The organism is Nesterenkonia pannonica, assembly GCF_019575955.1.
In the GTDB taxonomy this organism is placed as follows: Bacteria; Actinomycetota; Actinomycetes; order Actinomycetales; family Micrococcaceae; genus Nesterenkonia; species Nesterenkonia pannonica.
The window spans coordinates 2,226,236-2,240,053 of record NZ_CP080575.1; the positions used below are offsets into that span (position 1 = coordinate 2,226,236).

The window sequence follows — 13,818 nt, forward strand, 5'->3', positions numbered from 1 at the left end:
AGGTCAGTCCCGCCAGCCCGATCATCATGAACGCGCTGTAGGTGGTGGCGGAGTAGCTCATGGCGGAGACGAACCCGCCCATGCGGCGCCCGCCGAGGAAATAGTCGGACATGCTGGAGGACCTGCTTACCCGAGACACCACGGCGGCGATGAGCGCGACCAGCACGTAGGCGGCCACTGCAGTCCAGATCCAGATGGGGTCCATGTCAGTCCTCCCAGCCGAAGCTCAGCAGGGCGCTGGCGACCAGCACGGCCGCCGCACCGACGGTCCAAAGCAGGAAGCTGCCATACCACGCATTGACGCCGGTGAGCAGGGTGTACGGCAGCAGCACCATGGCAAGCACCGTCACCGCGATCCCGGCGTAGAGCCAGGGTCTGAGAGTCCGCATGCTGATGAACAGTACTCGCTGGGCGCAGAACGCGTGGTGTGTGACAGTCCGCCGGTCGATCAGAGGGGCTGGAGGGTCTCCGGGTCCACTGCCTGGAAGCTCACCGAGGCCCCGGCGGAGCTGGGCAGCGAGCCCCAGGTCCTCCCGCACGACCACCCCGATGACCGGGTATGCGCCCGCGACCGGGTGATCGACCAGAAGCAGGACCGGGTGGCCGTCGGGGGCACCTGCACCGCGCCACGGACCACAGGTTCGCTGGGCAGCTGCCCACCGGCGGTCACCTCCAGCCTCTCCCCTCCTCCGGAAGCAGCCGCACGCCGACGCGATCCGCATCTTTGCTGACGGTCCACCGCTGCTGCTGCAGCGTCTCCAGGCCGGGGTTGCGCCGCCGGGGGCGCTCCTGGTCCGCGAAGCAGGCCTCACGCGGCCCCACGGCGAAGCGCAGCACCACCGTCTCGTCGCTGGGCAGCGGCGTGCGCGCCACATCTGCGATGCCCACGAACCGTGATGTCACGCCCTCCAGGCCGAAGGTCTCCCCGGCTCTCACCGGCGGCGGGCCCAGCCCCGAGAGCGTATCCGTCGATCTGCTCCCGAGCGTCGGCGCCGCCTCCAGCCCTCCGGAGACGGCCACGTAGCTGCGCAGCCCCGCGGACGGCTGCGCAATGGTAAGCCGCTCCCCGCATGCATCCAGAAGGGCGCTCGCTGGGCGGCCTCACGACATTGCCTCTGCTCCTCAAGCGGGGCAGCCCCTGTGCCCGCCACTGCCATGTTCGACCTGTCCTGCGGCACCGGCGAGCTGATCTCCAGCTCCGCCTCAGCGCCCGTGACCGCCAAGACGCAGGTCTGATGCACCTCGAGAGCGAAGCCTCCCACAGCACCTCGAACGCCGCGGCGCCGTCATCATTGCCGACCAGCTGATTCGCCTGCCGCAGCGCAGCCACATCGGCGGCACCGGAGCGGGCAGCCCCAGGTTGGCGCAGCCCTTGCGGCCCACATCCTGGATCAGGGTCTGCGCACCCGGCTCGATCACCTCGAGCATCGGGCTGCGCGTCGTCGGCGGCGACGGTGCGCGCTCGGCCACTTCAATCCGCTCAGCGGCTCGAACGTACCGCACCCGGTCACCGGGCCGGATGAGCGCGGGGCCTCCGGGCCCGCCCCGCTCCAGGTTCCACAGATCGGCGTCGCTGGTGCCGATCAGCTGCCAGTCCCCGGCGTCCTGCGCGGGCACACTGCGGAGAACTCGTCGGCCAGCACCACGCCTCCGGCCGGAATCGCCGAACGGGGCGAGGAGCGCTTGGGGATCAGCTCTCCGCCTACCAGCAGCTCAGACTTGCGGGGCGCCTGCGACGCGCCAGCTCCTCGGGGACGCAGTAGGCGAAGCCGGGTGCGGCCCCGCCGAACGCGGCCACCCACACGGTGCTGGTGTGCCAGCTGATGAGTGCCTCAGGCGAGGTCCCCAGGTGCTGGGCGAGCGGTTCGAGGTCCTCACCGTCGTAGTGCACGCGCACGTCGATCTGCGGCGCATGGTCGTGGCGCGGTGTGCGCAGCTTCATGCGCCGGACCTGCTTGGCACCTGCCACAGCCTCCCTGTGGGAGCGGAACGCCAGCAGCACGGTCCGCGCGGCCGCCACCGTCTCGGTCTGGCCGGGCAGCGGCGAAGCCTTCACCTGATCGTGGAAGGCCAGGACCTCGGAGAGTGTGCCGAACTCTGCGATCAGCGCCCGCTGACCTGCAGGCAGAACGGCATCAGGCATGGGGCTGGGCTCCTCGTGGCACAATCAAAGACGTGGTTGATGATACGTCGAAGGGTCAAGGTGCTCCACAGCCGAAGGACCCCGAACCGAAGCCTCGGCTCTTCACGCGGGACTTCCTCTTCGCCACCCTGATCAACCTGCTGATCACCACCACCTTCTTCACCCTGGTGACGGGCATGGCCGTCTACGCGGCAGCAGAGTTCTCCGCAGGGGAGACCGCAGCAGGCTTCGCAGCGAGCGCGTTCGTGGTGGGCGCCCTGGGTGCCCGGGTCTTCGCCTACAAGTATGTGAACACGCTGGGCCGCAAGCGAGTGATGATCACCTGTCTGGCCGTGTTCACCCTCGCCACTGTCGCCTACCTCGGCGTGGACTCCTACGAGCTTCTGATCACCGTGCGCATCGTTCACGGCATCGCTCTGGGATTCGCGCAGACGGCTCTCACGGCGTCGGTTTTCGACATCATTCCCAAATCTCGTCGGGGCGAGGGCTCGGGCTACTACCTCCTGGCCAATGCGCTCCCACCTGCGCTGGGCCCCTGCTGTCCCTGCAGCTCTCCGAGCGGTACGGGTTCGACGCGATGTTCTGGGTGGTCAGCGCACTCTCCGCCCTGGCGTTCGCGCTGGCCGTCGTCATGCGCATTCCGGAGATCAGACGACCAGGCACCGGCTGGTGGGCCGCACTGTCGCTACGCCCCTCGGACATCATCGAACCGCGCATCTTCCCCGTGGCCCTGGTGGCCATGCTGCTGGGTCTGACATTCGCCTCCGTGATGACGTTCCTCAACGGGTACGCTCGAGAGCTCGGCATGCTCGATGCCGCCTCGGTCTACTTTCTGCTCTACTCGGGCGGCATGCTGATCACGCGGCTGTTCACCGGACGCATCCAGGACCGGTACGGCGACAATTCGGTGATCTACCCAGCCCTGTGCCTTTTTGTTGCTTCTATGGCCCTGACCGCCTGGGCACCCGGTTCTTGGGCGCTCTACGTGGGAGGAGTGCTGGTTTACGGCGGCTTCGGCACGATGCTGCCGGCGCTCCAGGCGGTCATTGCAAATGCCCTGCCGACCCACCGAATCAGTATTGGTGTCTCCACATTCTTCATATGCATGGATGTGGGATTCGGCTTTGCCCCGCTCATGCTGGGGCCTGTCGTGGAGGCCATGGGGTATCAGTTCATGTACGCGGCCTGCGCTGCGGTCATTGCGCTGAACCTGGTGCTCTACTGGCTGGTGCACGGCCGGTACCGCGTGCGGCAGGGGTGCACGGACGCGGCCCGCTGGCCGGGCAGCGGCGCCCCGAGACAGGCATCGTGCCCTCCGTAGACCCTCGTCGCTGAGGATCATTGTCAGGGCCAAATCGGGCAGAGGTGCTGACACGTCATATTCATCGCGAGAAATACGTGCTTTGCTATGTTGAAGCGTTGGTTATTGCACCAGAGGGAGTATGAGGTTTTGAGCGAAAGCGACCATGCCGCTGCACCAGCAGTGAGCGTCCAGAACGTATATAAGGCTTTCGGCCGCAGGCCGAAGCAGATAGTCAAGCGCCTGAAGGAGGGCGCCACGCGGCAGGAGCTGACCTCCCAGGGGACCGCGGCCGTGATCGACGCGAGCTTCGACGTGAACCCGGGCGAGATCTTCGTCGTCATGGGCCTCTCCGGCTCGGGCAAGTCCACCCTGATCAGAACGCTCAACGGGCTGCAGCCGCCGACGGACGGGGTGGTGAAGATCATGGGCCAGGACATCACTGCCGCCAATAAGACCGAGCTGCGCCGTCTGCGACGTGAGCACCTGGCCATGGTCTTCCAGCACTTCGCCCTGTTCCCGCACCGCACAGTGCTGGACAACGCGGCCTACGGCCTGGAGATTCAGGGCGTGGACCGGGCTGAGCGACGCCGCCGCGCCGGAGATATCCTGAGCAAGGTAGGCCTCGAGGGGTGGGCCGACCACTATCCGGACGCGCTTTCCGGAGGCATGCAGCAGCGCGTCGGCCTCGCCCGTGCCCTGGCGGCCGACACGGACATCATGCTCATGGACGAGGCATTCTCCGCACTGGATCCGCTGATTCGTCGAGAGATGCAGGGACAGCTGCTGCACCTGCAGGAAGAGCTGGGAAAGACGATCGTATTCATCACGCACGACCTCAATGAGGCCATGTACTTGGGCGACCGCATTGCCGTGATGAAGGACGGCGAGATCGCGCAGATCGGCACCCCAGCAGACATCCTCTCCAAACCCGCAGACGACTATGTGGCGTCCTTCATCGCAGATGTGGACCGCACCAGAGTGCTCACCGCAGAATCTGTCATGGTTCCGCCTGCGGCACTCTCAGAGGAGGAGCAGGTCCGCGCACGCACGACCACCGTCAAAGCCGGAATGACGCTCCAGGAGCTTGTCCCGGTGGCCATCCGCTCAGACGGAGCTGTGGCCGTGGAGGGCGACGGCCGCGACGGCGAACCGGTCCAGATGGGCTACGTGAAGCTGGCCAACCTGCTGGAGGCCATGGCGCCGCCGGAGACAGGCACCCACCCCACGGTTCCTGAACCCGAGACATCGACTGTCAAGCCTGCAGGAGAGGATGCGTGATGGCTGACGAGGCAATCGACTTCCGCATCCCGCTCGGCGACTGGACCGAGACCGCCGAGGACTGGATCCAAGACGTCTTCGACACTCCGCTGGGCCTGCTGGCGGACCTGATGCGGATGCTGTTCGACATCATCACAGACGGGCTGGCATCCGTCCTCCCCGTAGAGGTCCCAGAATGGTCTCCGCTGATTCTGGCGCTGCTCCTTGGGCTCGGGCTCGGCTTCGCCGCGAAGTCATGGCGCCTGGGGCTGGGCACAGCGCTGGTGCTGGGACTCATCCTCGGCGGGCTGCACCTGCCGCCGTGGTACATCGTCGCCGTGGTGTTCGCGGCCATCGCGTGGCTCGCCAAGTCGTGGAAGCTCGCGCTGGGAACCCTGGTCGGCATGACGCTGATCTTCGGCGTCGGCCTGTGGGAGGAGGCGATGGACACCCTGGCCCTGGTGGCCGTGGCAACCCTGATCTCCATCGTCATCGGTGTGCCGCTGGGCATCGCTGCCGCTTACTCCCGCACGTTCTCTGCTGGACTGCGCCCCGTGCTGGACTTCCTGCAGACCATGCCCCCGATGGTCTACCTCATCCCTGCCATCGCCTTCTTCAGCGTCGGCGTAGTGCCGGGCATGGTGGCCACCATCCTGTTCTCCATGGCTCCCTCAGCACGACTGACCGAGCTGGGGATCAGGGGCGTCAATCACGAGGTGGTGGAGGTAGGCGAAGCGTTCGGCGCGTCCACCTCACGCATCCTGCGCCAGATCCAGCTGCCGCTGGCGGTGCCGACCATCATGGTAGGCATCAACCAGGTCATCATGCTGGGCCTGTCCATGGTGGTCATCGCGGGCATGGTCGGAGCAGGTGCGCTCGGCGGCGAGGTGGTCCGCGCTCTCTCCGGCAACGACCTGGCACTCGGTGTGGAGGCCGGGATCTGCGTCGTCGTCCTGGCCATGTTCCTTGACCGCATCACCGCCCACTCCGGCCGAGCCAAGACGTGATCATTCGGCCCCGCTGACACCTATAGACCTTCCGAACCCGATAAGAGAAAAAGTAGAAAGGATCAAGAAGATGACACTCGCACATTCAAAGTTCATCAAATCCGCCGCAGTGCTCTCCGTGCTTGGGGTGGCCCTCACCGGCTGCGCCGACGACAACAGTGACGCAGACGACGAAGAGGCCGAGGACGCCGACGTCGAGACTGACGAGAACGGCGGCGACGACGCTGAAGCTGGCGACGACGCTGAGGTAGGCGGCGACGGTGAGGAGATCACCCTCTCCATGTTCGCCGGCTGGGAAGAGGGCATCGTCGCCACCCACCTCTGGGAGATCCTCCTGGAGGAGGAGGGCTACGAGGTGAACATTGAGGAGTCTGAGGCAGGTGTGGCCTACGCAGGCCTCGCCAACGCCGACTACGACGTCAACCTCGACGCGTGGCTGCCCATCACCCACGAGTCCTACTGGGAGGAGTACGGCGACGACCTCGAAGACCTCGGCACCTGGAACGACGAGGTCTACCTGACCATCGCCGTCAACGAGGATGCTCCCATCGAGTCCCTCGAGGAGCTCGCCGACAACGCCGACGAGTTCGACAACACCATCTACGGCATCGAGCCGGGCGCTGGCCTGACCGACGCCACGGAGAACGAGGTCATCCCGACCTACGGCCTGGAGGACATGGACTTCATCACCTCCTCCACCTCCGCGATGATCGCCGAGCTGGACAGCCAGATGAGCGCTTAAGCGAGAACGTCGTCGTCACCCTGTGGCGTCCGCACTGGACCTACGGCGAGTACGAGATCCGCGACCTCGAGGATCCAGAGGGCACTCTGGGCGACGAAGAGGGTCTGCACATCGTGGCCCGTGACGGGTTCTCCGACGACCACCCTGAGGTGACTCAGTGGCTCGAGGACTTCGACATGGACACCGAGATGCTCAACGACCTGCTGGGCCACACCTTCGGCGGCGAGGCAGACGGTGACCCCGTGACCTTGTCGAAGAGTGGATGGACGAGAACAGCGACTACGTGGACGGTCTGACGAGCTGATCGACAGCCTTCACGTCTGAGCACGACACACTGAGGCCCGGTCCCTGGGGACCGGGCCTCAGTGCATTCGCAGGAGCGTCTCAGCCGGTCAGAACGGCCTGCGAATCCTGGTGCGCATCCTCCTCGTCCTGAATGCTGGCGGCGCTGAAGCAGATGGCGCGGACCGTTCCGTCGGGCAGGTCAAAAGCTGCTCGGCCCGGTGGAACAGGTCCTGCCACATGCGCAGTTCGCTCTCGGACTCCATGCCGAGAAGGGAGATGAAGGGCGCGCGGCCCTCGTCCAGCAGGCGGCGGGCGTTGCGGTGCAGGTGCAGCCCGAAGTCAACGATGCCTGCGGAGGTGGGCGCACCATCAGCCTGAATGCGGGTCTCCAGGCGAGCCAGCCCGCGGGGGCGATGTACGTGCAGGGTGGCTCCGTGAGGTGCTTCTCGACCACCGCGGACCAGGAGGCGGCGAAGCGCTCGGCCTCTCCCTGAGCCTTGGTGCTGGCGTCCCCATGGGCCCGAAGCTCGGCGACTCGAGCGCCGAACTCGTCGTGCAGCTGCCCGAGGAATGCCAGGAGGCTCTCGGTGAAGACCTCGTCCTGGCGGGGAGCAGGATCAGCGGTGATGGTGATGTGGGTGCTCATGGCTGACTCCTTTGTCAGTTCAGTCGTGCTGCTGCTGGCTGTCCGTGCTGGCTCGTCCTTGAGCTGTCACGTATGCGATGCGGTCATCGCCTGGTGAAACCAGTCTGCACAGCAGAAAGCGGGTCTGACCCCCGTTGTGCGAGAGAAGATTGGCCGTTCTTCGAAATGGGAAGAAAGCGCTGTTCGGCTTGCCGACGGTGGGCGAGGTGCGCCCTGCGGATGAGTCTCCGGGCCTGTGGACAGGCCTCGGTGCGACCTCCTGAAGAGGGCTAGCCTGTCGGGATGTCCGCCGAACTCCCCACCAGACTCGCTGGCGACCGCCGCGAGGCGTCCGCCTCTGGCTCGTCGTGCTGCTGGTGGTGATCGCCGCTGCCGCCTCCCTGAGCTGGCTGCAGAGCCGGGACGATGGAGCGCGAGCAGACGGCGACTACGCCGAGCCCCAGTAAGCGGTGCTGGAACGCGTGATCGACGGGGACACCGTCGTGGTGCTGCTCGACGGGGTGGAGGAGAGTGTGCGCCTGCTCAGCATCGACACGCCTGAGTCTGTTCACCCTGACCGACCGGTCGAGTGCCTGGGCCCGGAGGCCAGCGCGCGGATCGCCCAGCTGATCAGCCCCGGAGATGAGCTGATTCTGGAGTTCGACCACGACGTGCGTGACCACTACGGCCGCCTTCTGGCTGGTGTCTATGCGGAGGGGCTGTTCATCAACGAGCAGATGGCCCTCGACGGCTATGGGGCTCCTGCGTACTACGAGCCCAACGACAGGTTCCTGGCAACGATCGAGCGCGCCTGGGACGAGGCGAAGGCCGCTAAACAGCAGGTGTTTGCCGACGGCCTTCCCTGTGTGCCGAGATTCCGGACTACCTGTGACCTGATGGTCAGGCGGCTGTGCTGCTCTTCTTCCACCGTCGAGCGGCCAGGAAGCTGCGCACTCCGAGAATCAGGTAGATGACCAGCGCAATGAGCGTGATCAGCGCGGCGATCACAGCTCCCGGCCGTTCGGCCTCGCCTGCGAAGAGCTCGCCGAGGCTCATGAGCGGCATGGCCATCGACAGGGCGCCCAGGAGCGCGATCAGCAGGGCGACGTGGATTCCGGCCATGAGGTTCTTCAGGGCGAGGGCGCCCGACGCCAGCAGCAGCAGGCCCACCACGGAGGGGATCAGGGCGGTGAAGTGCTGGGTGTCGTTCAGCATGGAGAACAGGTAGCCCGCCACACCCACGATGACGAGCAGGCCGCCGGTGATGAAGGTCAGGCGGGGCATAGGACTCTTGGCGTCAGCGGTCGAAGTCATGGACCCAGTCTACTTCTACGAGCTGTAGAACACGAGCCTGCGGGGCCTGTCAGGCAATCGATGGTTGTGGACTGACGGACCGCAAGATCAAGCCGGAACACCTGTGGGCAAGTGGACCCAGATGTGCTCGGGGAGATCCTCTAGCACACTCGAACCTGTGGATAATCCATGCACATACGTTGACATGAGTTCGTGACGTTTAAAAAATATGGCAGATTCTTTACACATCACTGCTGTCTTGCTAGTTTTTGGCATGTCGTCATGGAACGCCGCCACTCCCTACAACGAGCTCCCGAAACTACCTCCGGTGGCCAACGTAGAGACCGTGGAGACTCTGAAGCTTGCTATTGAGGCGCGGGCGTCTTTGGCGGCAATGAACGAAGCGGCACGGTCCATGACAAATGCTTCGGTTCTGATCAACGCGATTCCACTCCTCGAGGCTCAAGCAAGCTCGGAGGTGGAGAACATAGTCACGACTACCGACGAGCTGTTCATGCATGCAAATGATGAATCGTCGGCTAGCCCTGCAACCCGCGAGGCCCTGCGATACAGGACGGCCCTCTTTGAAGGCTTCCAGATGGTGGAACGGCGCGGCATCATCACCACCAATACGGCACGGGACATCTGCTCAATCATCAAGCTGCACACAATTGACCTACGGACCGGCGGAGGGACCTACATAGGAGACCCTGCGACGCGGACGCCTATATATACACCGCCGGAAGGTTACGCCGTCATTGACGAGAAACTGAGCGACTGGGAGCTCTTCGTCAATTCGGGTCAGGGGTACGACCCGCTCGTCAGAATGGCTATAGCCCACTATCAGTTTGAGGCGATACACCCTTTCGATGACGGTAATGGTCGTACAGGGCGCGTGCTGAACGTCTTGATGCTCGTAGCAGCTGGCCTGCTGGATTTCCCCGTCCTATATCTGTCGCGGTTCATCATCAAGAACAAGAACGAATACTACCGACGGCTCCTAGGCGTTACGGCCGAGGGCGCCTGGACGGAATGGGTTGGTTACATGCTCGAGGCCGTCCGGGAAACAGCAGACTCGACGCTGAGGAAGATTGAGGCCATCCGCGAGCTTCAGAATGAGATGAAACATGAGATAGGCGACGCCCTGGCCAGTGGCGGTCACGTAGGACTCTTGGATGTCTTGTTCGAGCAGCCCTACTGCCGAATAGTCAATGTGATGGACGCGTGCCATGTCTCTCGCCCGACCGCCACAAAGTGGCTGACGGCACTTCTTGATAAAGGTGTGCTCCAGGACTTCCGGGTAGGCCGTGAACGGATCTTTATCAACACACGCTTCATGGAACTCCTCGTCGAGGATGGCCAAGAAGCTGCTGATGAGACCCTGTTCTAATACTCGCGGAGGACGCGAGGCCCTTTTGAGAACAGCAAGGTGCCACAAAGACCAGACGCACTGCCTCTGATGCTCCCGGCGGACGTGCCCTTTCGGGATGCGCCTGTTCAAGCACAGAAGAGGCCCCTCCGCGTTGACTGCGGAGAGGCCCTCTTCTTCAGCGGTGACGGTGGGATTTGAACCCACGGTACGGGGTTGCCGTACACAACGATTCCAGCGTTGCTCCTTCGGCCGCTCGGACACGTCACCCTGATTCTGCTGGAACTCCTCACCGGATCAATCCGATGAAGAGCGAAATACATCGTATACGAAAGCCCCGCCGGAACGCACATCCCCGTCAGAGTCAGCACCGCGTCAGCGCACAAGCTTGAGGTGGAGCCGCTCGACCAGCGGGTCTGCCTGCGTGTGACGGCCGAGGAGGCTCATCACTCCGCGCTGACCTCCGAGGTCAGTCAGCATCGCGTCCATGGACTCAGGCGTCGCTCCGAGCAGCGGGTGGTCCGAGGCGAAGAACTCATGCGCCTTCTGCTCCTCCTCGCTGATCTGCGCACTGCTGGCCCGCGCACGGATGTAGGCGGCACCCGCAAGTCGGCTGAAGATGGCGGCGAGGTTCTGCTCGGTGTGCGCGTAGTCCTCCACCACGACGTCCCGGTCTGCTCCCAGCAGCGTCAGCACCACCGCGGCCAGGATCCCGGTCCGGTCCTTGCTAACCGCGCAGTGGAACAGCGTGCCGCCGTCGTTCTCCGCCATCACGCTGAGGCCCTGGACGACCTCCTGCGAGTGATCGCGCACCAATGCGGCGTACCACCGGCCCACATCACCGGGGACTTCACTCTGGGGCGGCCTGGATCAGGGCCATCGGGTGCACAGCCGCCTCCGCCAGAGGAAGGTGGTGGGCACGGATCCCGAACGATTCGGCCGTCGAGTGCGGCGACGCCTGGGACTCCGGGGTGGAGCGCAGGTCAAGCACGGCGGTGACACCTCGCTCGGCCAGCGAGCGGATCTCCTCCTGGGGTGAGAGCGTCGGATCGTCGGAGCGCCACAGCCAGCCCTGGCGCACCGAGCCTCCCTCCACCTTGATGCCGCCCAGGTCACGAATATTGACGAGAGGCTGAGCAGGATCGGACACGGGGGCGGCAGTCAGGTTGTCAGGCATCGAGGCTCATACTATCCGCCCCAGGTTCGCCTCAGGCGGGCTCGGGCAGGTAACATTGAGTCCGGCCCCACGCGTGGTGCCATCCTGCCTAACTCCCCAGGACCGGAAGGTAGCAAGGGTAAGCGGGCTCTGGCAGGTGCGCGTGGGGCCTTTTCGTGCCCAGCGTGCTCGCGTCACACGCAGGACCCTCCCGGGCGGCGTCCCGGAACTTCTCATCCCTCTCGGTACTCTTGAACCCATGCGCTCGCGTCTCTTTTCCGGCCTGACTGCCTCAGCCCTCGCAGTCGCCCTGCTCGGCAGTGCCCCGGCAGCGGCCCAAGAGACAGCGGAGCCCACTGGCACCGGTGAAGCGAGTGCCCCGAGCGCATCCGAGCCGACTGGTGACACGGAGTCAGGTGAGCCCGATCCTGAAGGTGCGGAGACGAGCACTCCGACTCCAACTGGCACTGCCACGGGTGATGCGGAAGGCGAAGAGAACGAGACTTCGTCCCAGGACGAACCTCCCTCTCCCGAGGAGCCCTCGCCCCCGAGGACGACGAGCCGAACGAGGAAGCCACCGCCGAAGAAGACGATGAGGCGTCCGACGAAGACGAGACGGACGAGAACATTCAGTCCATTGAGGACGTCAACGCACTGATCGACGGGGCGCTGAGGACGAGGCTGTGACGACCAGCGGCGTCGTCACGGGCGTCTACCCGGATGAGCGCAGCTTCGGAGGCTTCTACATCCAGTCCCCGAGACTGGCGACGATTCGGACTATTCCGACGCGATCTTCGTCTACGCCCCGACCAGCGTGGACGACGTCCAGCCCGGCGACTACGTCGAGATCACCGGCGACGCCGGCACCTACAACGACCAGCCGCAGATCAGCCTCTTCCCCGGCTCGGATGACGCCCCCACCACGAGCTCGCCCTGATCGAAGACGAGAATCCCGTGGTGGAGCCCGCCGAAATTGCCTTCCCAGAAACATCGGAAGAGCGGGACGCCATCATGGGCATGCTCATTGAGCCCCAGGGCACCTACACGGTCACCGACCACTACACCCTTCACCAGTACGGCGAGATCGGCATCGTCGTGGCGAAGACCCCTCTTCAACCCGACCAGCGTCGTCTCCCCGGCGCTGAGGCTAACGCCCGGGCCGCCCGCAACAGCGAACGGCTGTTCTACCTCGACGACGGCTCCACGGCCGATCTCCAGAACTCCGACCTGGAGCTGCCCTACATCACCGCCGACAGCCCGGTGCGGGTCGGCGCGCAGGTGAGCTGGGAGCAGCCGGTGATCGTCGACTACGACCACGGCGAATATCGCCTCCAGCCCACCAGCCTACTCGACGGGCCCGAGGACGAGGCCACGCCGGCGAGCTTCGAGAACACCCGCACCGGCAGTGAGACACCCGCACCGCGGGCCGCCGATCTGCGCATCGCAGGCTTCAACGTGCTGAACTACTTCGTCCACCTCGGCGAGGACGAGCCGGGCTGCGACTTCTACGCCGACCGCGACGGCAGCCCCACCACTGCCGACTGGTGCGAAGTGCGGGGCGCCTGGAGCACCGAATCCTTCGAGCGCCAGCAGTCGAAGATCGTCTCGGCCATCAACGCGATGGACGCCGACATGGTCGCCCTCCAGGAGATGGAGAACTCCGGGCACTTCCACCAACAGGACCGCGACTATGCTCACGCCGAGCTCGTCGACGCACTGAACGCAGACCTCGGCTACGAGGCCTGGGACTACGTGGTCGAACCCGAGAACGTCCCCTCCATCGAAGATGAGGACGTCATCCGCAACGGCTACATCTACAAGCCCGAGGCGCTGGAAGTCATCGACTCCTGGATCCTCTTCGACGAGGGAATCGAAGAGCTCGATGCTGAGCACTTCGAAAGTCTCGACCGGGATCTCGCCGACATCTACTCCAACGCACGCGAACCCTTCGCCGTTCAGTTCCAGCCCACGCAGGGCGGCGAAGCGGACCAGTTCCTCGCCATCGTCAATCACTTCAAGTCCAAAGGTGCCTCAGGGGTCCCCGAGGGCTCCCCAACGCTGACCAGGGCGACGGCCAGGCACCGTGGAACCTCGACAGGATCCACCAGGCTGAGGGCGTCCAGGCCTTCGCCGACGCCCTCAGCGAGTCCACCGGAGTGGACAACGTGCACCTCATGGGCGACTTCAACTCCTACGAGCAGGAGGACCCGCTGCGCGTCTTCTTCGACCAGGGGTACACCAACGTCTCTGCTGCCACCGGCCAGCACTCCTACATGTTCGACGCTGAGGTGGGCTCCTGGACCACCTGATCTCCTCGCCCAGCGCAACGGATACAGTCGCCCGCTCCGAGATCTGGCAGATCAACGCCGTGGAGCCCATCGCCCTGGAGTACAGCCGCTTCAACTCCAGCGCCTCGGACCTGTTCCGGACGGACCCCTGGCGATCCTCCGACCACGACCCCATCGTGGCCGACATCCGCCTCACCGGAGAGCCCCGCGACGACGGGGAGGACCAGGATGAGGACGAGGACCAAGACGACGACGCCGTCTCCCCGGCCCCACAGACCAAGCTGACGGGGACGCAGGCCCTCAGAGCCCTGCCCCTGACGCATCGGACTCCGGCGACGCTTCAGTGACGC

19 protein-coding genes, 1 tRNA gene and 1 other RNA gene are annotated in these 13,818 nt (G+C 64.9%); 12 read left to right on the forward strand and 9 right to left on the reverse strand.

Annotated features, from left to right (window positions below):
• Positions 1-206: 206 nt before the first annotated feature.
• From K0H76_RS15910 to K0H76_RS15925, 4 genes are all read right to left on the reverse strand, one after another.
• Positions 207-539, reverse strand: a complete 333-nt coding sequence (locus K0H76_RS15910; protein WP_258933608.1) for a hypothetical protein — start codon at positions 537-539, stop codon at positions 207-209.
• Between the two features lie 127 nt (positions 540-666).
• Positions 667-1,020: a biotin-dependent carboxyltransferase family protein gene (locus K0H76_RS15915; protein WP_258933609.1), complete on the reverse strand. Its 354-nt coding sequence runs from the start codon at positions 1,018-1,020 to the stop codon at positions 667-669.
• A 183-nt stretch (positions 1,021-1,203) separates the two neighbouring features.
• A complete protein-coding gene (locus K0H76_RS15920; RefSeq protein ID WP_258933610.1) occupies positions 1,204-1,617 on the reverse strand; it encodes a hypothetical protein in 414 nt (137 codons plus the stop codon).
• 85 nt (positions 1,618-1,702) lie between these two features.
• A complete protein-coding gene (locus K0H76_RS15925) occupies positions 1,703-2,143 on the reverse strand; it encodes an allophanate hydrolase subunit 1 (protein ID WP_258933611.1) in 441 nt (146 codons plus the stop codon).
• Between the two features lie 32 nt (positions 2,144-2,175).
• Here K0H76_RS15925 and K0H76_RS15930 point away from each other — a divergent pair, with 32 nt between their 5' ends.
• The 6 genes from K0H76_RS15930 to K0H76_RS15955 all read left to right on the forward strand — a co-directional run bounded on the left by K0H76_RS15930 (position 2,176) and on the right by K0H76_RS15955 (position 6,748).
• Entirely contained in the window at positions 2,176-2,898 is a 723-nt protein-coding gene (locus K0H76_RS15930) for an MFS transporter (protein ID WP_258933612.1), read from the forward strand.
• Between the two features lie 14 nt (positions 2,899-2,912).
• Positions 2,913-3,464, forward strand: coding sequence for an MFS transporter (locus K0H76_RS15935; protein WP_258935448.1), 552 nt, complete (start codon positions 2,913-2,915; stop codon positions 3,462-3,464).
• A 129-nt stretch (positions 3,465-3,593) separates the two neighbouring features.
• The gene (locus K0H76_RS15940; protein ID WP_246836176.1) at positions 3,594-4,724 is read left to right on the forward strand and encodes a betaine/proline/choline family ABC transporter ATP-binding protein; all 1,131 of its coding nucleotides are present in this window, start codon (positions 3,594-3,596) and stop codon (positions 4,722-4,724) included.
• A complete protein-coding gene (locus K0H76_RS15945) occupies positions 4,724-5,710 on the forward strand; it encodes an ABC transporter permease subunit (protein WP_258933613.1) in 987 nt (328 codons plus the stop codon). Before K0H76_RS15940 ends, K0H76_RS15945 begins: the two co-directional genes overlap by 1 nt.
• Positions 5,711-5,780: 70 nt before the next feature.
• Entirely contained in the window at positions 5,781-6,452 is a 672-nt protein-coding gene (locus K0H76_RS15950) for a hypothetical protein (RefSeq protein WP_258933614.1), read from the forward strand.
• Between the two features lie 56 nt (positions 6,453-6,508).
• Positions 6,509-6,748 carry a hypothetical protein gene (locus K0H76_RS15955; RefSeq protein ID WP_258935449.1) on the forward strand — a complete coding sequence of 80 codons (240 nt, stop codon included), beginning with the start codon at positions 6,509-6,511 and terminating at the stop codon, positions 6,746-6,748.
• 188 nt (positions 6,749-6,936) lie between these two features.
• Here K0H76_RS15955 and K0H76_RS15960 read toward each other — a convergent pair whose 3' ends face one another.
• Complete coding sequence (locus K0H76_RS15960) at positions 6,937-7,383, reverse strand: hypothetical protein (RefSeq protein WP_258933615.1); 447 nt, start codon at positions 7,381-7,383, stop codon at positions 6,937-6,939.
• 449 nt (positions 7,384-7,832) lie between these two features.
• Here K0H76_RS15960 and K0H76_RS15965 point away from each other — a divergent pair, with 449 nt between their 5' ends.
• Entirely contained in the window at positions 7,833-8,336 is a 504-nt protein-coding gene (locus K0H76_RS15965) for a thermonuclease family protein (protein ID WP_258933616.1), read from the forward strand.
• On the opposite strand, the gene K0H76_RS15970 is transcribed toward K0H76_RS15965, so the two are convergent.
• On the reverse strand, positions 8,263-8,676 hold the full coding sequence (locus tag K0H76_RS15970) for a hypothetical protein (protein WP_246836175.1): 414 nt from the start codon (positions 8,674-8,676) through the stop codon (positions 8,263-8,265). The two genes, K0H76_RS15965 and K0H76_RS15970, sit on opposite strands and share 74 nt — an antisense overlap.
• 307 nt (positions 8,677-8,983) lie before the next feature.
• On the opposite strand from K0H76_RS15970, the gene K0H76_RS15975 reads away from it, so the two are divergent.
• Positions 8,984-10,045 carry a Fic family protein gene (locus K0H76_RS15975; protein WP_258933617.1) on the forward strand — a complete coding sequence of 354 codons (1,062 nt, stop codon included), beginning with the start codon at positions 8,984-8,986 and terminating at the stop codon, positions 10,043-10,045.
• Positions 10,046-10,206: 161 nt separating this feature from the next.
• On the opposite strand, the gene K0H76_RS15980 is transcribed toward K0H76_RS15975, so the two are convergent.
• The 3 genes from K0H76_RS15980 to K0H76_RS15990 form a co-directional block, all read right to left on the reverse strand.
• Positions 10,207-10,294 (reverse strand) — tRNA-Ser (locus K0H76_RS15980).
• A 105-nt stretch (positions 10,295-10,399) separates the two neighbouring features.
• Positions 10,400-10,861 carry a tyrosine-protein phosphatase gene (locus K0H76_RS15985; RefSeq protein WP_258933618.1) on the reverse strand — a complete coding sequence of 154 codons (462 nt, stop codon included), beginning with the start codon at positions 10,859-10,861 and terminating at the stop codon, positions 10,400-10,402.
• 13 nt (positions 10,862-10,874) lie between these two features.
• Positions 10,875-11,201, reverse strand: a complete 327-nt coding sequence (locus tag K0H76_RS15990; RefSeq protein ID WP_258933619.1) for a tyrosine-protein phosphatase — start codon at positions 11,199-11,201, stop codon at positions 10,875-10,877.
• A 60-nt stretch (positions 11,202-11,261) separates the two neighbouring features.
• On the opposite strand from K0H76_RS15990, the gene ffs reads away from it, so the two are divergent.
• From ffs to K0H76_RS16010, 4 genes are all read left to right on the forward strand, one after another.
• Positions 11,262-11,357: signal recognition particle sRNA small type (ffs, locus tag K0H76_RS15995), an RNA gene on the forward strand.
• Between the two features lie 637 nt (positions 11,358-11,994).
• The gene (locus K0H76_RS16000; protein ID WP_258933620.1) at positions 11,995-12,117 is read left to right on the forward strand and encodes a hypothetical protein; all 123 of its coding nucleotides are present in this window, start codon (positions 11,995-11,997) and stop codon (positions 12,115-12,117) included.
• A 17-nt stretch (positions 12,118-12,134) separates the two neighbouring features.
• A complete protein-coding gene (locus K0H76_RS16005; RefSeq protein WP_258933621.1) occupies positions 12,135-13,700 on the forward strand; it encodes a hypothetical protein in 1,566 nt (521 codons plus the stop codon).
• Positions 13,645-13,815 carry a hypothetical protein gene (locus tag K0H76_RS16010; RefSeq protein WP_258933622.1) on the forward strand — a complete coding sequence of 57 codons (171 nt, stop codon included), beginning with the start codon at positions 13,645-13,647 and terminating at the stop codon, positions 13,813-13,815. Before K0H76_RS16005 ends, K0H76_RS16010 begins: the two co-directional genes overlap by 56 nt.
• Positions 13,816-13,818: the final 3 nt, after the last annotated feature.